Origin of the sequence: Kocuria sp. SL71, assembly GCF_026672465.1 — a bacterium.
GTDB lineage: Bacteria > Actinomycetota > Actinomycetes > Actinomycetales > Micrococcaceae > Kocuria > Kocuria palustris.
On the sequence record NZ_JAPPRE010000001.1, the window covers coordinates 1,965,958 to 1,984,136 of the forward strand.

The 18,179-nt window shown below is 71.2% G+C and carries 15 protein-coding genes; 5 read left to right on the plus strand and 10 right to left on the minus strand.

The window, feature by feature from the left end; translation table 11 throughout:
• Window positions 1–48: 48 nt before the first annotated feature.
• From OVA15_RS08875 to OVA15_RS08885, 3 genes are read right to left on the minus strand one after another with little or no spacing between them, the layout of a single operon-like run.
• On the minus strand, window positions 49–1,149 hold the full coding sequence (locus OVA15_RS08875) for a mandelate racemase/muconate lactonizing enzyme family protein (protein ID WP_024289765.1): 1,101 nt from the start codon (window positions 1,147–1,149) through the stop codon (window positions 49–51).
• A complete protein-coding gene (locus tag OVA15_RS08880) occupies window positions 1,149–2,078 on the minus strand; it encodes a LysR family transcriptional regulator (RefSeq protein WP_024289764.1) in 930 nt (309 codons plus the stop codon). Before OVA15_RS08880 ends, OVA15_RS08875 begins: the two co-directional genes overlap by 1 nt.
• 10 nt (window positions 2,079–2,088) lie before the next feature.
• A complete protein-coding gene (locus OVA15_RS08885; RefSeq protein WP_053447926.1) occupies window positions 2,089–3,831 on the minus strand; it encodes a long-chain-fatty-acid--CoA ligase in 1,743 nt (580 codons plus the stop codon).
• Window positions 3,832–4,144: 313 nt separating this feature from the next.
• Here OVA15_RS08885 and OVA15_RS08890 point away from each other — a divergent pair, with 313 nt between their 5' ends.
• The 4 genes from OVA15_RS08890 (at window position 4,145) to OVA15_RS08905 (ending at window position 8,018) form a co-directional block, all read left to right on the plus strand.
• The gene (locus OVA15_RS08890; RefSeq protein WP_006213896.1) at window positions 4,145–4,861 is read left to right on the plus strand and encodes a LuxR C-terminal-related transcriptional regulator; all 717 of its coding nucleotides are present in this window, start codon (window positions 4,145–4,147) and stop codon (window positions 4,859–4,861) included.
• A gap of 40 nt (window positions 4,862–4,901) precedes the next feature.
• On the plus strand, window positions 4,902–6,203 hold the full coding sequence (locus OVA15_RS08895) for a sensor histidine kinase (RefSeq protein ID WP_024289762.1): 1,302 nt from the start codon (window positions 4,902–4,904) through the stop codon (window positions 6,201–6,203).
• Window positions 6,184–7,305, plus strand: coding sequence for a hypothetical protein (locus OVA15_RS08900; RefSeq protein ID WP_268144418.1), 1,122 nt, complete (start codon window positions 6,184–6,186; stop codon window positions 7,303–7,305). The genes OVA15_RS08895 and OVA15_RS08900 overlap by 20 nt, the downstream gene beginning before the upstream one ends.
• 113 nt (window positions 7,306–7,418) lie before the next feature.
• Window positions 7,419–8,018, plus strand: coding sequence for a DNA-3-methyladenine glycosylase I (locus tag OVA15_RS08905; RefSeq protein ID WP_268144420.1), 600 nt, complete (start codon window positions 7,419–7,421; stop codon window positions 8,016–8,018).
• Between the two features lie 95 nt (window positions 8,019–8,113).
• Here OVA15_RS08905 and OVA15_RS08910 read toward each other — a convergent pair whose 3' ends face one another.
• From OVA15_RS08910 to hisC, 4 genes are all read right to left on the minus strand, one after another.
• A complete protein-coding gene (locus tag OVA15_RS08910) occupies window positions 8,114–9,682 on the minus strand; it encodes a dihydrolipoamide acetyltransferase family protein (RefSeq protein WP_268144422.1) in 1,569 nt (522 codons plus the stop codon).
• Window positions 9,683–9,736: 54 nt separating this feature from the next.
• Entirely contained in the window at window positions 9,737–10,750 is a 1,014-nt protein-coding gene (locus tag OVA15_RS08915) for an alpha-ketoacid dehydrogenase subunit beta (RefSeq protein ID WP_006213903.1), read from the minus strand.
• Window positions 10,747–11,898: a thiamine pyrophosphate-dependent enzyme gene (locus OVA15_RS08920; protein ID WP_081609449.1), complete on the minus strand. Its 1,152-nt coding sequence runs from the start codon at window positions 11,896–11,898 to the stop codon at window positions 10,747–10,749. Before OVA15_RS08920 ends, OVA15_RS08915 begins: the two co-directional genes overlap by 4 nt.
• A 324-nt stretch (window positions 11,899–12,222) precedes the next feature.
• Window positions 12,223–13,329 (minus strand): histidinol-phosphate transaminase, encoded by a 1,107-nt coding sequence (gene hisC, locus OVA15_RS08925; protein WP_061712142.1) that lies wholly within the window; start codon window positions 13,327–13,329, stop codon window positions 12,223–12,225.
• 132 nt (window positions 13,330–13,461) lie between these two features.
• Here hisC and purB point away from each other — a divergent pair, with 132 nt between their 5' ends.
• Window positions 13,462–14,904 (plus strand): adenylosuccinate lyase, encoded by a 1,443-nt coding sequence (gene purB / locus OVA15_RS08930; RefSeq protein WP_006213908.1) that lies wholly within the window; start codon window positions 13,462–13,464, stop codon window positions 14,902–14,904.
• A gap of 130 nt (window positions 14,905–15,034) precedes the next feature.
• Here purB and OVA15_RS08935 read toward each other — a convergent pair whose 3' ends face one another.
• The 3 genes from OVA15_RS08935 to OVA15_RS08945 all read right to left on the minus strand — a co-directional run bounded on the left by OVA15_RS08935 (window position 15,035) and on the right by OVA15_RS08945 (window position 18,160).
• Window positions 15,035–15,847 (minus strand): hypothetical protein, encoded by an 813-nt coding sequence (locus tag OVA15_RS08935; protein WP_268144426.1) that lies wholly within the window; start codon window positions 15,845–15,847, stop codon window positions 15,035–15,037.
• 389 nt (window positions 15,848–16,236) lie between these two features.
• Window positions 16,237–17,136, minus strand: a complete 900-nt coding sequence (locus OVA15_RS08940; RefSeq protein WP_268144428.1) for a glycerophosphodiester phosphodiesterase — start codon at window positions 17,134–17,136, stop codon at window positions 16,237–16,239.
• A gap of 202 nt (window positions 17,137–17,338) precedes the next feature.
• On the minus strand, window positions 17,339–18,160 hold the full coding sequence (locus OVA15_RS08945) for a hypothetical protein (protein ID WP_006213911.1): 822 nt from the start codon (window positions 18,158–18,160) through the stop codon (window positions 17,339–17,341).
• Window positions 18,161–18,179: the final 19 nt, after the last annotated feature.

An 18,179-nucleotide genomic window follows, 5' to 3' on the forward strand; every position in this document is an offset into this window, starting at 1 on the left:
CGCAGGAGCCCTGCGAGGGCCGCAGCGGCCCTCGCAGGGCCGAGCGACTCAGCGGTCGCGGTGCGCGGCCAGCTTCTCCAGATCGGGCTCGGTGCCCACGCCCGGGACGTCGGGGACCATGATCTTCCCGTCGGCGATCGTCAGCGGCCTGGCGATGAGGTCATCGGCCATGTCCAGGTAGTTGGACAGCTCGCCCGCCCGGCGGTGGGTGTGCTCGAACGCCGCGCCGAACACGACGGAGGCGACCGAGCCGATCTGCGTGTCGATCTGGTTGCCCACGTAGACGTCCACGCCGGCCGCCTGCGCGAAGCCCACGATCTTGGCGGACTCGGTGAACCCGGTGCGCGCGGTCTTCACGCACAGCAGGTTCGCTCCCCCGGTCAGGATCTCGCGCGCGGCCTCGCCCATGTTGGGCGCGGACTCGTCGGCGGCGACCGGGATCGCGGACTTCTCCACGAGCCGACGACGGCCCAGCACCTCGCGGGCGTCGTCCGGCTCCTCCAGGAAGCTCAGCCCGAGATCCGCGGTGCGGCGAAGGACCTCTGCAGCCTCATTGGCGCTCCAGCCGCGGTTCGAGTCCATGTAGATCTCGGTGTCCTCGCCCAGGCCCTCTCGCAGCACGCGGGCGGCCTCCACGTCCAGCGACAGCGGACGGCGGCCGGTCTTGAGCTTGAACGTGTCGATGCCGTAGGTCTCGCGGAACTCGAGGGCCAGGTCGAGCAGCTCCTGCGCGGGCTTGAAGCCGAGCATGTGCGAGACGCGCATGTGATCCGAGAATCCGCCGAGCAGCTCGGTGACGGGTCGGCCCAGGATCTTGCCGAGGCAGTCCCACAGGGCGATGTCCACCGCGCCCTTGGCGGTCTCGTTGTGGATCGTCCGCGCCATGACGGCCTGGGCCTTCTCCCGGTCGAAGACCGAGAGCCCCTCCAGCTGCGGGGCGAAGATGTCCTCGATCACGGCCACGATCGACTTCTGCGTCTCCCCGTACGTGTACGGCCGCGGCGGGGTGTCCGCCCAGCCGACGACCCCGTCCGAGGTCTCGATGCGCACCAGCACGTGATTGGCCTCGTGGACGGCCCCGGAGGCGAAATGCAGAGGGGTGGAGTACGGGATCGTGTAGGGGATCGCCTCGATCTGTGCGATCTGCATCAGTGCATCGGCCTTTCGACGGGGTCTGGACCCGGCTGGTCCTCGGATTCTGGTTCATCGGCCAGCTCGGTGACCAGCTGGATGAAGTTGGACAGCAGCACCGAGCGGTCCTCGCGCCGCCAGGCGACCGCCAGCTCCGCGTGCGGGGAGTCCTCGAGCTCGCGGTAGCGCACGCCGCGCAGCTGGACGCTGCGCACGCTGGCGGGCATCAGCGCCACGCCGCCGCCTGCGGCCACGAAGGACAGGATCGTGGAGGTCTCCTGGGCCATCTGCGAGACGCGGTGCTGGAATCCGGCCTCGCGGCACAGGTCCGCGGTCATCCGGTACATCACGGACTCCGGCGGGTAGGTCACGAAGCGCTGCTCGGTCAGCTCGACCATCGACAACGGCCGGTCCGAGGCCAGCGGGCTGTGCGTGGGCAGCGCGACCACGAGCGGCTCGCGGTTGATGATGCGGAAGTCGATCTCCGGGCTGGAGACCGGGGGGCGCAGGATCGCGGCGTCGAGCGTGTGCTCGAGCAGCCCGCGCTCCATGGCCGGGGTCAGCATCTCGCCGTGCAGGTCCAGGGCCAGCCCGGGGTACGCCGTGCCGGCCGCGCGCACGATCCGGGGCATGACGCTGTACGTCGAGGCTCCGGAGAAGCCCACGTGCAGCACGCCCGTTGCCCCCTGGCCGACCTGATAGACGTCCGCCTGCAGCGCCTCGACGTCGTTGAGGATGCTGCGCCCGCGCTCGAGCATCAGCGCCCCGGCCGCGGTGAGGTCCACCCGGCGGGTGGTGCGGTCGAAGAGCTTGGCGCCCAGCTGCTCCTCGAACTGGCGTATCTGCTGCGACAGCGGCGGCTGGGCGATGTGCAGCCGCTTGGCCGCGCGCCCGAAGTGGCGCTCCTCCGCGACGGCGATGAAGTAGGTGAGCTGGCGCAGTTCCATGGACGCGCCCTTAGCTGCGACGGGCCAGGTCGACGCCCAGCTGCTCGAGCTGCTGGCGGACCTCGCGGCGCTGGATCTTGCCGAGCATGGTGCGCGGCAGCTCGTCGAGCTCGATGATCCGTCGGGGCACCTTGTAGCGGGTGACCTTGCCGTAGCAGTGCTCGCGCAGCCGGGCTTCGTCGAACGTGCGGTCCGGGGAGGTCACCACGGCGGCCACCACGACCTCCGAGCCGTCCTCGCCCCGCAGCCCCACGACGGCGGCCTCCGCGACCTCCTCGGCCGTGGTCAGCGCGTGCTCGACCTCGGTCGGCGCCACGTTGAAGCCGCCGGTGATGATCAGCTCCTTGAGCCGGTCGACCACGCGCAGGAAGCCGTCGTCGTCCACCGCGACGATGTCTCCGGTGCGCAGCCAGCCGTCCTGCAGGATCTCGGCGGTCTCAGCGGGGCGCTTCCAGTAGCCCTGGAAGACCTGCGGGCCGCGCACCCACAGCTCGCCGGCCTCTCCCGCGGGGGTGTCCTCGAGGGTCTCGGGATCGACGGTGCGGATGTCGGTCGACGGGAACGGGATGCCGATCGAGCCGGTGCGGCGGGTGTCGTTGAGCGGGTTGCAGGCCACCAGCGGCGAGCACTCGGTGAGCCCGTAGCCCTCGATCAGCATGCCGTCGGTGTGCGCCTCCCACTCCTCGACCAGGTGATGCGGCAGCGCCATGGCCCCGGAGACGCCCACGGTGATGCCCTCGAGCGAGCGGCCCTTCTCATCGGCCAGCTCCATGACCTTCTGATAGATCGGCGGCACGGCCGGCAGCACCGTTGCCGGAGTGCGCTTCATGGCGCCCACGATCAGATCCGCCCGCGGCGTGGGGAACAGCACCAGGGTGGCCCCCAGCGACATGGCGAAGGTCATGCTCAGGGTCATGCCGAAGACGTGGAACAGCGGCAGAGCCCCGTAGACGACCTCGTCGGAGCCGGTGTGCAGCCATTCGCGGCCCATCACGGCGTTGGACTCGAGGTTGCGATGGCTGAGCATCACGCCCTTGGGCCGGCCCGTGGTCCCTGAGGTGTACTGGATGATCGCGAGGTCCTCCGCGCCCGGGCGGGGGTGGTCGTGAGCCAGGGGCCCGTGGGAGAGCAGCTGCTTCCAGTCCGTGGTCCCGGAGGCCGGGGTAGTGAGCGCCGCGCGCTGCTGCCTGAGGCGGCGCACGGGCAGGCGAAGGGCGGTGCGCATGGGCAGCGGCATGGAGCGGGTGATGTCGACGGAGATGATGCTCTCCACGGCCACATCGCCGGGGAGGCTGCGGACGGTCTCGACCGCCTTGTCCCAGACCACCGCGACCTTGGCGCCGTGGTCCTCGAACTGGTGGCGCAGCTCGGCGGCGGTGTAGAGCGGATTGTGCTCGACCGCGATCGCGCCCAGTCGCATCACGGCGTAGAAGGCGACGATGTGCTGCGGGCAGTTGGGCAGCACGAGAGCCACCCTGTCGCCGCGGCCCACTCCGAGCCGGCGCAGCCCCTCTGCGGCCCGCTCGACCTCGGCGCCCAGGCGGGAGTACTTCCAGCGCGCTCCGAAGAACTCGAGGGCCACGCGCTGCGAGTTGACCGCCACGGAGCGCTCGAGCATGTGGATCAGCGAGGTCTCGGGCAGGTCGATGTCATGGGCGACGCCGTCGTCGTAGGAGGAGGTCCACGGCCGTGTCGCGAGGAGCTCCCGCGAGGATCCTGGGGTGGCCGCCGGGTCATCTGTCTGCTCAGGCATGAGACCGAGGATACCGCCCGAGCCGTGCGCGCACCGGCGGCGGTCCCGAGATCGGGCCGGGGCCCCGCAGGACGGGCGGGCGGGCGACCGACTCGGCGATTCTCAAGTGATCTTCATTGACATTTGGGCACGGATCCTCTTCGATGGCCTCGCGCTGGACTACACTGACGCAAGTCCATACGCCGGAGACCGCGCCTGTTCGGGGCAGACGCGCGCTCCGTATCGGGGCCCACACCTGCCTGAGAGGTCATCTGTCCGTCACCCGGACAGACCCTCAGGCCGTCCGATTCCGCCGACCTCCCAGAGGTGTCACATGCCGTCCACACTCGTCGCCGTCGTCGATGACCACGAGGTCGTCCGCGAAGGCATCCGTCTCGTCTCCATGACCTCGCAGGCAGACGTCAAGCTGGTGGGCTCGGCCTCGACCGTCCCTGGCCTGATCGACCAGCTCGGCCGCGACCCGGAGAACACCGCGCTGACCGCCCCGGGCGCCAAGCGCATCGAGTGCGACGTCGTGCTGCTGGACCTGTCGCTCACGGACCGCTCGCGCCCGTCGGAGAACGTCGAGCGCCTGCGCGAGGCCGGCATGAAGGTGCTGATCTTCTCGATCGGGGAGAACGCCGCCCTGATCCGCGAGGCCCTGCGCGCCGGCGCCCTCGGGCTGGTGCGCAAGTCCGAGCCGCTCGAGCACGCGATCGAGGAGGCCCGCAACATCGCCGACGGCAAGCCGGTGATCACCAAGGAGCTGGCGGCCGCGATCGACGGCGACATCGAGTTCGCCCGCGCCAACCTCTCGCCGCGCGAGCAGGAGACGCTGCGCCTGTACGCCTCGGGCTTCGCCCAGGTGCAGGTGGCCCGTCGCATGGGCATCAAGCAGTCCGCCGTGAAGACCAACATCGACCGGATCCGCGAGAAGTACGCGCGCATCGGCCGCCCTGCCCCCACCAAGATCGATCTGCGCATCCGCGCGATCGAGGACGGGCTGGTGGAGCCCGAGGCCGATGTGAACAACGTCGAGATCCGCCGCTGAGCAGCCCGCTCGTCCTGCTGACCGGGGACGACGCGCACCCATGATCCACGCCGCCGAGCCGTCCTCCCAGGACTTCAAGCGCTATCACGGCAGGGCCCTGCGCTCGCGGCTGCCCTCGCCGGTCTCGGCCAGCACCATGGGTCCGAACGTCTACCGTCTGCAGTGGTCGGCGCAGCTGTGCGCAGCGGCCGCGATGTTCGCCAGCGGCCTGGCCGCGCTGCCCTCGGTGAGCACGCTCACCGAGGCGCCCGCGCTGCTGAGCACCCTGTTCTTCGCCGGGCTGCAGGTCTGCGCGGGCATGCTGTTCTACTTCGGCGCACGGCGCCGTGTGGTCACCTGGCCCTCCACGGCCGCCGTCGTCCTGATCATGCTCTGCTACACCTCGCTGGCCCCGATCTGGGCACCGGCCTCCGAGATCTCTCCCCCGTGGCTGTCGTTCCTGCTCGTCCTCGCGGCGGGGCTCACCGCGCTGACCTGGGGCACGCTCGCCGCCTTCGCCGTCATCTGCTGGTCCCTGGTCTTCCTGGGGATCTACGTCCTGCAGATGCCGCTGGGCTATGCGCTGCAGTCGGAGATCATCCAGACCGGGGTCGACTGCCTCTATGCGATCCTGCTCGCGATCGCGGTCTCGCTGACCCTGCGCGCCGCAGATCACGCCGACACCGACTACAGCACGGCGATCGCCCATGCCACCGCGCTGCGCCGCTCGCGCACGCAGTGCGATGAGCAGGAGCGCCTGGACCGGCTGATCCACGACAACGTCATGGCGGCGCTGCTGGACGCCTCCCGGGCCCCGGGCGCCGTCTCCAAGCGCACTCGAGAGCTGGCCATGCGTGCCCTGAGCGTCCTGGAGTTCGAGGAGAAGCGGGCCACCGGAACCGCCACGACCTACGTGCACACGCTGATGGACGACCTCCTCGACGCCCTCACCCCGTGGCGCTCGCGCGTGCGCTTCAACGTCCTCGTCCCCGACATCAGGCCCATGGGCCACACCCGGGCCTTCCTGCCCTCGGACACGGCCCAGGCCCTGATCCACGCGGTGACCGAGGCGGTCTCCAACAGCGCACGGCACTCCGGCGTGGCCACCACCTTCGTGACCATGGACGGAGGGGCCTGCCCTCCCACGGCGCTGAACCCCTTCGGCTTCTACCTCTCCTTCGAGGTCCTCGACCGCGGCAAGGGGTTCCAGATGCGCTCCATGGACTCCCGGCGCCTCGGCGTGCGAGTCTCGATCATCGGCAATGTCGAGAACGCGGGGGGCCGGGTCGACGTCGCCTCCGCCCCGCACCGCGGGACGCGCATCCAGATCCTGTGGCCCAGCGATGCCCATCCGTCGGACTAGGCGCCGCAGCGCCAGGTACCGCGCAGACGTCGACGTCGGGCTGCGCAGCCGCCTGCTGGACCTCGTGGGCCAGTGGGTCGCACGGCTCACGGCGGAGGGCCGGGCTCAGAGCTCCGTGCTGTTCTTCGGCTCGCTGCTGGCCTTCCTGATCCCGTCGCTGATCGCGGGGCTGCCGCAGCTGCAGGTGCTCCAGCATCCGCAGCTGCAGCTGATCTCCGTCGTGCCGTACATGATCGCGGTCCTGCTCGTGATCGCCCCAGGGCGGCGCCGGCTCGACGAGCTTCCCGTCATCACCGCCGTAGTGGCCATGATCTCGTGCCTGGCGCTGACCCACGACTCCGACCCCGAGCGGCTGCCGCTGCTGTCGCAGCACTGGGGGTACCAGGGGCTGCACCTGTTCCCGGTCGCCCTGGCCGTTCGCCAGCACACGGCGTGGGCCTGGGGGACGGTGTTCATCGCGACCACCCTCGGTGCGACCTTCGGCGCTCGCTCCGAGCACGGCATGCTCATGGGCATGGCGCCCATGGCCACGGTCGCAGGCACCCTGGTCATCGCCCTCCTGATCATCACGGAGATCGAGCGGCTCCTGGATCGCCGCCGCGAGGCCCGGGCGCTGGGGGCATCGGCGCGGACCGATGACGACGCCGAGCAGGACACCGTCAACGCCTCGATCCGGCGCATGCACGAGGTCCGACGTGTCGTCGGCCCCGCGCTCGAGCGGATCGCCTACGACTCGAGCCCCGTGGACGACGAGGAGATCCGCCGCTTCCGGGTCCTCGAGGCCCACCTGCGCGATTCCATCCGCGGTCGGTCGATCTCGACCCCGGAGCTGCACGAGGCGGCCCGCCGAGCCCGCGAGCGCGGCGTCTCCGTGGACATCCTCGACGAGCGCGGCTCCGTCCTGCCCGAGCGCGTGCTGCGGATCGTGGGCCGGCAGTCCGCCGCGGTGCTGGACGCCGCGCAGGCGGGCTCGGTGACGATCCGCGCGTTCCCCGCGGATGACCAGACCGCCGTGCTGATCGTGCACGACCCGGGCGACGACGACGAGGACGCGATCGCCCTGGAGATCGCCCAGGGAACCGGTGAGATCTCCGAGTTCTGAGCCCTTGGGCACCAGGCTCCACAGCACCCGGATCAGCGGAGATGGGGGCCGCAGCTGCACAGTCCGGTCCTCGGGCCCCGATGCTGCTGCGAGCATCGCCGTAGCGTGCCGCCATGTACACCGCCGAAGCCGCCCACTGCTCCTCAGATGCGCCGTCCTGCACCGACCGTCCGCGCGCCGACCCGTCCGTCCTGCTGAGCCCCGTGCTGTGCGCCGACGGTCGGCTGCGCTGCCCGTGGGCGCTGTCCACCCCGGATGTCCTGGACGATCACGACACCTCGTGGGGCATCCGCCCGCAGCTGCGCTCCGAGTGGTTCCGGGCGCTGAGCCTCGAGATCCTGCAGGCCGGGCTGGCCCCGGGCGCCTCGGTGTCGCGGCTGCCCGCGCTCGAGGAGGTCTTCAGCTGCTTCGACCCGCGGATCGTGGCCGGTCTCGATGACGACGCCGTGGACGAGCTGCTGCTGGACCGTCGGCTGATCCGCAATCGCGCCAAGCTCACCGCTGTGGTGGTCGCCACCCGCGCCGTTCGCAGCTGGTCCGGCGAGGACTGGCAGCGGGAACTGGAGCCGGCCGAGGGGACGGATCACGTCCAGGCGGTCGCAGGTCGCCTGCGCGAGCACGGGCTCGTGCACGCCGGCCCCGCCACGATCGCCCGGCTGCTGGCCCGCACCGGGATGACCCCCGGCCACCTCGACGGCTGCTTCCGCTGCTGAAGGGGCCGCGAGCTCCTGTGCGCATGCCTCGGCCCCCGGCAGCGACGCGCCGGCCGGGGCCTTCCGCAGGGGTGCTCGTCAGGCCGTGAGCGGGTTCAGTCGAGCAGCAGCGCGGGCTCCTCGAGGATGCGGGCCACGTCCGCCATGAAGCGCGCGGAGAGGTCGCCGTCGACCACACGGTGGTCGAACGATCCGCCGAGCGTGGTGATCCACCGCGGGATGATCTCCCCGTCCACGACCCACGGCTTCTGCTTGATGGTTCCGAAGGCCACGATCGCGACCTCACCGGGGTTGATGATCGGAGTGCCGATGTCGATCCCCAGGGAGCCGATGTTCGTGATCGACAGGGTGCCGTTCTGCATGTCGCCGGGCTGGGTGCGCCCGGCACGAGCCGTGGCCGTCAGCTCGTTGAGGGCGATCGCCAGCTCGCGCAGGCTCATGTCCTGGGCGTCCTTGATGTTCGGGACCATGAGCCCGCGCGGGGTCGCCGCGGCGATGCCCAGGTTCATGTAGCGCTTGATCACGATCTCGCGGTCGGTCCAGGTCGCGTTGACCTGGGGGTTGCGCGCTGCGGCCCAGATGACGGCCCGGGCCAGCAGGAGCAGCGGGGTGACCTTCACTCCCTCGAAGTGATCGGAGGTCTTCAGCCGCTTCACGAACTCCATGGTCCGCGTGGCGTCGACATCCACGAAGATCGACACGTGCGGGGCCGAGAACGCGGACTTGACCATGTTCTGGGCGGTCAGCTTGCGCACGCCCTTGACCGGGATCCGCTGCGTCCGGTCCCCTGCCCCGGGGGCGTCCGAAGAGACCCAGAAGCCGTCGGGGCCGTCCGGGACCTCGCGCAGATGGGCGGCGTAAGCCAGCAGGTCTCGCTTGGTGACCTGTCCGGCCTCGCCCGTTCCGGAGACCTCCCGCAGGTCGATGCCCATCTCCTTGGCGGCCTTGCGGACGGGAGGCTTGGCCAGGGCCGGCTGGGAGGCCCGCGCCGGCTGCGCTGCGGCCGCGCCGCTTCCCGGGGCCGCGGCCTCCTCTCGGGAGCCGCCCCCGGCCAGGCGGGGCCAGCCGGTCGCCGCGCGAGCCGGGCCCCTGCCCCAGGCCCGCTCGCGAGAGCAGGTCGGCGATGCCGTCGCCCAGCGAGGCCCTCCCGCCGGCGGGCTCGGCCGTGCTGCGGCCGCGCGAGGGCTCGGCCTGCTCAGCAGGGGCTTCCGGACGGGTCGGCTCCGGGCGGCGGGGCGGCGCGAGCGCTGCCTGCGCACGACCGGATCCGCCTTGGGACCCGACCCCACGAGCGGCTTCTGCTGCGGCTCCTCCTCCGCGCTGGAGGACTGCGCCGGTGCTTCCGGATCGCTCGAATCGGCGGCGGCATCGCCGCCCGCGCTGGTGGCAGAGTAGCCCGGATCCGGGCGCGAGCCCGGGGCCTCGGCGGAGTCGCCGATCGAGACCAGCCCTGCGCCGACCTCCAGGGTCTCGCCCTCCTGGGCGAGCAGCTCGAGGACGGCCCCCTCCCAGGGCGAGGGCAGCTCGACGAGCGACTTGGCGGTCTCGATCTCCACGAGGGGCTGATCGACGGAGACCTGGTCGCCGACGCGCACCTTCCAGGTGACGATCTCGGCTTCGGTGAGCCCCTCGCCGACATCGGGGAGGCGGAAGATCTGTGCCATGCGGGAATCCTTCGGAAGCGACGGTGCGGGGCGCGTGCGTGCGGTGAGCGGGTCCTAGTAGGCGAAGGCCCGGTCCATGCCGTCCAGGACGCGGTCCAGGTCCGGGACGTAGTCCGCCTCGACCCCGGCGGGCGGGTAGGGCATGTGGTAGCCGCCCACGCGGATCACGGGGGCTTCGAGGCTGTAGAAGCTGCGCTCCGTGATGCGCGCGGCGATCTCGGCCCCCAGCCCGGAGAAGACCGGGGCCTCGTGGGCCACGACCATGCGCCCCGTGCGCTGCACCGAGGCCTCGAGGGTCGCGAAGTCGATCGGCGACAGCGAGCGCAGGTCGATCACCTCGACCGAGCGGCCCTCCTGCGCGGCGGCCTCTGCGGCGGCCATGGCCACGGGCACCAGCGGACCCCACGCCACGAGGCTGAGCTCCGAGCCCTCGCGCAGCACCTGGGCACTGAAGGGATCGGCGGTGCTCGGGTTCTCGAGGTCGACCTCCCCCTTGAGCCAGTAGCGGCGCTTGGGCTCGAAGAAGATCACGGGATCGGGGCAGGCGATCGACTGCTGGATCATCCAGTAGGCGTCCTGCGGCGAGGACGGCGAGACGATGCGCAGCCCGGCAGTGTGCGAGAACTGGGCCTCGGGCGACTCGGAGTGGTGCTCGATCGAGCCCACGAGCCCGCCGTAGGGGATGCGGATGGTCACCGGGACGGTGACGTCGCCGTCGGTGCGGGCATGCATCTTGGCCAGCTGGGTCGTGATCTGGTTGTAGGCGGGGAAGGTGAAGCCGTCGAACTGGATCTCGCACACCGGGCGGTATCCGCGCATGGCCATCCCGGTGGCGGTGCCCACGATCCCAGCCTCGCCCAGAGGGGTGTCCAGCACCCGGTGCGCGCCGAACTCCCCCTTGAGCCCCTCGGTCACGCGGTACACCCCGCCCAGGGAGCCGATGTCCTCGCCCATGAGCAGGACCCGGGGGTCCTCCCCCATGGCCCGGCGCATGCCCATGGTCAGGGCCTTGGCCAGAGTGGCCCGGACGGTCGTGGGCCCGCCCGTGCGCGTCTGCTGCTCGCTCATGCCCTCTGCCCCTCCTGGCTCTGCCCTGCGTCTGCGCCCGGTCCGCCCTCGCCGTCCAGGAAGGAATCGGCGTAGTCGCGGTGCCAGGCCCGCTCCTCCTCCACGAGCGGGTGCGGCTGCGCGTAGACGACGTCGAAGCGATGGTCCAGCTCACCCGGATCGGAGCGCAGCAGCTCGGAGCGGACCTCCTTCAGCCACTGGTCGGTCTCCTCCTCCAGGTCCTGGAACCACTGCTCCTGCACGCCGAGCTCCGTCTCGAGCAGGGCGCGCATGCGCAGCAGGGGCTCCTTCTGCGCCCACTGCGCCTCCTCTGCGGAGAGGCGGTACTTGGTGGGGTCGTCTGCGGTGGTGTGCGCGCCCAGTCGGAAGGTCTCCGCCTCGATCAGCACGGGGCCGCGCCCCTCGCGGGCCTCGGCGGTCGCCCACCGGGTCACCGCCAGGACAGCCAGAGGGTCGTTGCCGTCGACCCGCACGCCCTCGAAGCCATAGCCGGCCGCCCGGGCCGCCAGGGGCACGCGGGACTGCGTGGAGAACGGCACCGAGATCGCCCACTGGTTGTTCTGCACGAAGAACACCACGGGGGCGTCGTAGGAGGCGGCGAAGACCATCGACTCGTGGATCTCGCCCTCGGTCGAGGCGCCGTCGCCGAAGTAGACGGTGACAGCACCGGGCTCCGGCGCGGGCTCCCCCGCCTCCTCGGCAAGCCGACGGTCCTGGACCATGCCCATGGCGTAGCCCACCGCGTGCGGGACCTGGGAGGCCAGCACCAGCGAGTAGACATGGGTCCGGGTCTCGGACGGCTTCCAGCCGGAGGCCGCGTGGCCCCGGAACTGCACCAGGACCCGCTCGGCCGGGACCCCGCGCTCCAGGACCACGGCATGCTCGCGGTAGGAGGGGAAGACGTAGTCGTTCTCGCCCTGGGCCAGCGCCGAGCCGACCTGGGCCGCCTCCTGGCCGCGCAGCGGGGGCCACAGGGCCATCTCGCCCTGGCGCTGCAGCGCAGTGGCCATCTCGTCCAGGCGGCGCGCCCGCACCATCGAGCGGTGCATCCGCTGCAGCGCCTCGGCATCGACGTCCTCGACCCAGCCCGAGAAGCGCTCGTCGTGCTGGCGGACGCCGTTCTCGTCGAGCAGGCGGACCACGGGCATGGTCGCGGCCACGGCCGCGGGGTGCGCTCCGGTGCCGGCGCTCGCACGGGCGTCATGGGGATCCGCGACGAGCGCTTCCGGCGATCCGTCCGGGGCCACGTCGGCGGCGACCTCGACGGCCGGCGCGGCCTGCGCCGTCTGCGCGGACGACTGCTCAGCGCTGGGCTGCTCCTGATCGGGTCCCCGCTCCGGGACCTCGTCGGCCTGCGCCATGGGACACCTCCAGGTGTGGTTCACGCGGTGGCATGGCCCCGGGCCGTCCGGCCCGGCAGCTCATGCCTGCGTCTCCGTCTGCTGCGCGCAGAGCCCGGAGACGAAGCTGTCTCATGAGACTACGTGACGCGCGGGCGTCTGGAAGTTGGAGCAGATCTCCAAAAACCTGTCGTTGGCCTGGGGCACATCGATGCTGACCCGCACTCCGTCGCCGTCGAACGCCCGCACCGACAGCGCCTGCTGCGCGCAGGCCTCGGCGAAGCGGCGGGCGTCCTCGCCCAGCGGCAGCCATACGAAGTTCGCGCGCGTCTGCGGGACGTCCCAGCCCAGTTCCGCCAGCCGGGCCAGGACGCGCTCGCGCTCGTCGACGATGCGCTGGACCCGCTCCTGGACCTGCTCCAGGTGATCGAGCGAGGCGATCGCCGCGGTCTGGGCCATCTCGGTCACCGCGAACGTGGTCGCGACCTTGCGCAGCGAGGCTGTGACCTCCGGCTGCGAGAGCGAGTACCCCACGCGCAGACCGGCCAGGCCGTGGGCCTTGGAGAAGGTCCGCAGCGCGACCACGTTCGGGTGGGCGCGGTAGGTGCGCACGCCTTCGACGAGCTCCGGGTCGCCCTGGAACTCGAGGTAGGCCTCGTCCAGCACCACGAGGATGCCCTCGGGCACCCGGGCCAGGAAGCGCTCCGTCTCGTCCTGGCGCAGCGACGGGCCGGTGGGATTGTTGGGCGAGCACAGCAGGATCACGCGGGTGCGCTCGGTGATGGCCGCGAGCATGCCCTCGAGGTCGTGCGAGCCGTCCGGCAGGTTGGGGACCTGCACGCTCACGGCGCCTGCGGTCCCCACGACGATCGGGTAGGCCTCGAACGAGCGCCAGGGGTAGATGACCTCATCGCCCGTGCCGTCGGAGGAGGTTCCCGCGAAGGCCGCGATGATCTGCGTCAGCGCACCCAGGCTGCCCGCACCGGTCACGATATCATCGGCGGGCACGCCCAGGTGCTGGGCGATCCGCTCGCGCAGCGGCGCGGCGGTCGGGTCGGGATAGCGGTGCATCCGCTGTGCTGCCTGGGCGATGGCCTCCTGGGCTGCCGGCACCGGGCCCCAGGGGTTCTCGTTGGAGGACAGCTTGAAGGCCTCGAGGCCCTCGACGGGCTGCGGGGGCCGGCCTGCAGCGTAGTCGGGCAGGGCGGACAGGGCGGCGCGGGGTGTGACGGAGGACATGACCCTCACTGTAGCGGCGCGGCCCAGCATGAGGCCCGCCCTCGGAGCCCCGTTCCGGACGGAACGCCGGCTCGAGCAGCGCGCGCCCGCCGCGCGCCCGGAGACGCCGCCCGAGGATGGAAGAATGTCCGCATGTCTCAGTCTTCCGCCCCCTCGACCGACGATCCCACGGCCCGCATCCCGCTCGGCGGGCTCGAGCCGCCCCTGGCCCTCGGAGCGCTGGACGGGCGCTACCGCCCGGCCGTCGCACCGCTGATCGACCACCTCTCGGAGGCGGCGCTGAACCGCAACCGGCTCCATGTGGAGATCGAGTGGTTCATCCACCTGTGCGCCGGACGCGTGCTGCCCGGGATCGAGCCGCTGGGCCAGGAGCAGATCGACGGCCTGCGCCGCATCGTCGAGGACTTCGGCGCCGAGGGCATCGCCGAGCTGGCCGAGATCGAGGCCGTGACCGTCCACGACGTCAAGGCCGTCGAGTACTACATCGGGCGCCGGCTGCCCGCGCTGGGCCTCGAGCACCTGATCCCGCTGGTGCACTTCGCCTGCACCTCCGAGGACATCAACAACCTCGCCTACGCCGTGGGCGTGCGCGATGCCGTCGAGCTGGTCTGGGCCCCGGCTGCCCGCGAGCTCGTGGAGCAGATCTCGCAGCTGGCCGCCGACAGCGCGGAGGCGCCCATGCTCTCGCGCACCCACGGCCAGCCGGCCACGCCCACCACGCTGGGCAAGGAGCTCGCGGTCTTCGCCCACCGCCTGGGGCGCCAGCTCGCCCGGGTCGGATCCACGCAGTTCCTGGGCAAGATCAACGGGGCCACCGGAACCTACGCCGCCCACACGACCGCCGTACCGGAGGCCGACTGGCAGGAGGTCTCGCGCACCTTCGTCGAGGGGCTGGGGCTGAGCTGGAACCCCCTGACCACGCAGATCGAGTCGCACGACTGGCAGGCCGAGCTCTACGCGGACGTCGCCCGGTTCAACCGCATCCTGCACAACCTCTGCACGGACATCTGGTCCTACATCTCGATCGGCGTCTTCCGCCAGGTCCCCGTCGAGGGCGCCACCGGGTCCTCGACCATGCCGCACAAGGTCAATCCGATCCGCTTCGAGAACGCCGAGGCCAACCTGGAGATCTCGTGCTCGCTGCTGGACACGCTGGGAGCCACGCTCGTGACCTCGCGCTGGCAGCGCGACCTCACGGACTCGTCGTCCCAGCGCAACATCGGCACCGCCTTCGGGCACTCGCTGCTGGCGATCTCGAACGTCGCCAAGGGCCTGCAGCGCCTGGATGTGGCCCACGACGTCCTGGCCGCCGACCTCGACGAGAACTGGGAGGTCCTGGGAGAGGCGATCCAGACCGTCATGCGCGCCGAGGCGATCGCCGGGACCCCCGGCATGGAGAACCCCTACGAGCGCCTCAAGGACCTGACCCGCGGCCACCGCGTGGATCAGCAGCGCCTGCAGGAGTTCGTGGCCGAGCTCGGGCTGTCCGATGCCGCAGAGCAGCGCCTGTCCCAGCTCACGCCGCAGACCTACATCGGGATCGCCCCCAGGCTCGTGGAGCATCTCGAGCGCTGAGGGGCCCCGTCCCGTCCGAGGCTCCCGCGCAGACGACGCCGGGCGGTGCTGCTGGTCCAGCAGCACCGCCCGGCGTCGTCGTTCGCATCCCCTTTCAGCGGCGCGGATCCGTCAGGTCCGCACCGCCCGATCACATGTCCTTGGCCGCCCAGCCAGCGGTGCGCACGCGGCGACGGCCGAACAGCCGTCCGGGGCGCGACGGGCGCAGCTCGGCCTGAGCGCCGACCGTCTCGAGCCACTCGGGGGCCATGCGCCCCAGCTCCTCGGCAGAGCCCGCGAAGGCCAGCGCATCCACGGCGCTGTCGGCGCTCACGGCCACGGCATCCCACACCTCAGCGCCGACGCCGCGAGCCTGCTCGCAGAGCACGGCGAAGGCGCGGGCGTCCCGCTGCAGCGCGGGGTCCAGCACGGTGAGGTCCTCGCCCAGGGCCTCGGAGATCTCCCAGGCGGCGCCCACAGCGCTGACCGAGGAGCCGACCACGATGGCCAGGGAGGCGAAGGGATCGGCCTCCTGGACGCGCTCCATGATGCGGTCGGCGGCCCTGGCGCAGCCGATGTCCCACAGGTCGAGCTCGGTGCCGCGCGGCAGGGTGAGCCGGCGCGTGCGGGTGTCGAGCTCAACGATCTCGCCGCCGGTCAGCTCTCGCGACAGGCGGATCGGGCGGTACCAGCCGCTCGAGACGGCCTGGGCACGCTGAGCGGCCTCGAGGACGGCGCACAGCGTGGGCGAGATCTGGGCGGTGAGCGCATGATCGCTGCTCAGGGAGAGCACCAGGGACAGCTCGGAGTCCGGGCGCTCGGTGCTGAGCACCCACGACAGGTCGGAGAGGACCTCGTCGGCGATGGACTCGGCGACCATGCGGGTCAGCGGGTCGACGGCGGACACGGTCCGCTGCGCCGTCAGCGTGGGGGCGCTGCGGCGGAGCCTGGGGGGAACGGCCATGGTGGGGGAACCTCGTGGGGGGGGGGGGATGAGGCGGGGCTGGGGATGCCCCGGACCAGATGAAGGCCGCCGCGGATCGACACCGGCCAGATTTTCGGGAGACAGAGGGTGGAGACGTATCGCAGCCCGCGATCCGGCTCCGCTCCTCTGCGCGATGCCCCGAGACTCCAGTCTCTCGGACTGCTGTCACAGCCCCTGTCGAATCGGCGCGCCATGTCGACGGAAGTGAGGTGAGGGCCTCGGCACCCGTCGGCACAGCCCATACGTTACCTGCGAGTAATGAAGATGCAACACCTTTTCTCCGATATTTTCGACCCATCTGACTGGGGACGATATCGAAACATGGCTGCATTGAATATCTAATGAATATGCATTTTGCAGTGGGCTGTTCAACACATTCTATCGCTGCTGCCGACAGCGGTGGGGGCACCGCCCGCAGCGAGTCGATCCAGCAGCTCCCCCGGCCGGTTGGTCGTGATCTGCTGGACGCCCAGGGCAAGGCACAGCTCGAGGTCCGCCGCGGTGTCGACCGTCCAGACCCGCAGGATCGAGCCCTGCGCCAGCCAGGTCCGCACGAGACCGGGGTGATCCCGCACGAAGGCGATGCCCGGACCCGCGATCTCGCACAGGCCCCGGGTGATGATCGGCTCCGCCGACGGCACGACCCAGCGCATGCCGGCGTGCACGAGCCGGGCCGTCACAGCCGGGACCCGCAGGCTCGCGGCCACGGACTCCGGGGTGGGATCCTCGATCAGCTGGCACACGTTGCGCGGGGCGACGGTCTGCAGGACATGGCGCACGGCATCGGGGTGGAAGCTCATGATCGAGACCTGCAGGTTCCCCAGGCGCCCGGTCTCCGGGTCCCAGCCCTCGGCCATCAGGACGCTGAGCACGGCCTCCTCCAGCCGATGACCGGCCGGGGAGGGATGCTTGGTCTCGATGGCGAGTCCGACCCGCCTGCCCGCGCCGCGCAGCAGCTCGAGCAGCTCCGGCAGCGTCAGCAGCTGCTCATGGGGCTCGCCGTGGCTGACCGGGATCTCGACGCCCTTCCAGGAGACGAAGTCCAGACGGCGCAGCTCGGCCAGCGTGTGCGAGGAGATCGGTCCGCGGCCGTCGCTCGTGCGCCCCAGCTGGGCGTCGTGGTGCAGGACCAGGTGGCCGTCGCGCGTGAGGTGGACGTCTCCCTCCACGCCGTCGGCCCCGTCCAGCAGGGCCTGCACGTATGCCGCCCGCGTGTGCTCGGGGTACTGAGCGCTCGCTCCGCGATGCGCGAGGATCCTGGGGCCCAAGCTGTGCCTTCCTGCGAGGAGAGGGTGCTGCGCCGTCGACTCGCAGGGAGTCGGACAGCGCTCTCGCCTCTCACGCTAGGGGCCCGCTGTGAACGCCGGGGGAACGACGACGGCCGACCCGATGAAGCACCTGGTCCCCGCCTGAAGGATCAGGCGGGGACCAGGTGTCCTGCATCATGTCGGCCGCTGTGCGCCGCAGGACTCAGCTGTCCTGCTGACCCTCGCCGCTGATCTGCGCCGGCTCACCGGCCTCCTCGGAATCCTTGGAGCGGTCTCGGGCGTCGTCGGCGAGCTTGGGAGCCCGGTCGACCTCGGACAGCTCGGGCGGGAAGCTCGCCGGAAGCGGCCCGAAGGCCTCCTGGGTGCTCTTCACGACCGCCCGCGACATCGCCAGGTTGGCGCCGCCGCCGACCACGGCGCCGATGCCGAAGGGCAGCGCGCGGCCCAGCGCCGCCGTGGACTGCTTGCGGATGAAGCGGCGCACGAACATGTTGCGCAGCTTCTTGCCGACATCGAGGCCGCCCTCCTTGGAGCCGGTGCCCATCATCAGGCCCCAGCGGTTCGTCAGGCCTCGGGACTTGGAGCTCGAGGCCAGGACCTGCTTCATGAGCACGCCCCCGTCCTCGCCGAGCATCAGGGCCATGACCATGGAGCGCGTGCGCACCGGGTCGGAGGTGTGCACGCCGTGCAGCTCCGCGATGGCCTGGGCGTACAGCGCGGTCATCTCCAGGTAGCCGCCGACCGAGACGGTCGACACGCCCAGGGAGGCCAGCGTGCCGATGCCCGGGATCATGGCCGCACCGCCGGCCACGCCGCCGGTGGCCGTGTTCGCCCGGACGTACATCCGCTCGAGGCGCTTGGCGATCTGCTCGGGGGTCTCGTCCGGGTGCTCGGCGCGCAGCCGCTTGACCCAGCGCAGCACGACGGGACGCTGCACCTTCAGGGCGTTGTCGAGGAAGCCGTTCAGCGCCGGGGTCGGCTTGCCGTCATCATCGAATGCGTGCTTCAGGGGGTTGAACGCCACGGTCGTCTCCTGGGGTGGG

Excerpts from the sequence above, each read along its gene's own strand:
- OVA15_RS08875 (WP_024289765.1), bottom strand. The coding sequence starts at position 1,149 with ATGCAGATCGCACAGATCGAGGCGATCCCCTACACGATCCCGTACTCC.
- OVA15_RS08880 (WP_024289764.1), bottom strand. The coding sequence starts at position 2,078 with ATGGAACTGCGCCAGCTCACCTACTTCATCGCCGTCGCGGAGGAGCGC.
- OVA15_RS08885 (WP_053447926.1), bottom strand. The coding sequence starts at position 3,831 with ATGCCTGAGCAGACAGATGACCCGGCGGCCACCCCAGGATCCTCGCGG.
- OVA15_RS08890 (WP_006213896.1), top strand. The coding sequence starts at position 4,145 with ATGCCGTCCACACTCGTCGCCGTCGTCGATGACCACGAGGTCGTCCGC.
- OVA15_RS08895 (WP_024289762.1), top strand. The coding sequence starts at position 4,902 with ATGATCCACGCCGCCGAGCCGTCCTCCCAGGACTTCAAGCGCTATCAC.
- OVA15_RS08900 (WP_268144418.1), top strand. The coding sequence starts at position 6,184 with ATGCCCATCCGTCGGACTAGGCGCCGCAGCGCCAGGTACCGCGCAGAC.
- OVA15_RS08905 (WP_268144420.1), top strand. The coding sequence starts at position 7,419 with ATGTACACCGCCGAAGCCGCCCACTGCTCCTCAGATGCGCCGTCCTGC.
- OVA15_RS08910 (WP_268144422.1), bottom strand. The coding sequence starts at position 9,682 with ATGGCACAGATCTTCCGCCTCCCCGATGTCGGCGAGGGGCTCACCGAA.
- OVA15_RS08915 (WP_006213903.1), bottom strand. The coding sequence starts at position 10,750 with ATGAGCGAGCAGCAGACGCGCACGGGCGGGCCCACGACCGTCCGGGCC.
- OVA15_RS08920 (WP_081609449.1), bottom strand. The coding sequence starts at position 11,898 with ATGCCCGTGGTCCGCCTGCTCGACGAGAACGGCGTCCGCCAGCACGAC.
- hisC (WP_061712142.1), bottom strand. The coding sequence starts at position 13,329 with ATGTCCTCCGTCACACCCCGCGCCGCCCTGTCCGCCCTGCCCGACTAC.
- purB (WP_006213908.1), top strand. The coding sequence starts at position 13,462 with ATGTCTCAGTCTTCCGCCCCCTCGACCGACGATCCCACGGCCCGCATC.
- OVA15_RS08935 (WP_268144426.1), bottom strand. The coding sequence starts at position 15,847 with ATGGCCGTTCCCCCCAGGCTCCGCCGCAGCGCCCCCACGCTGACGGCG.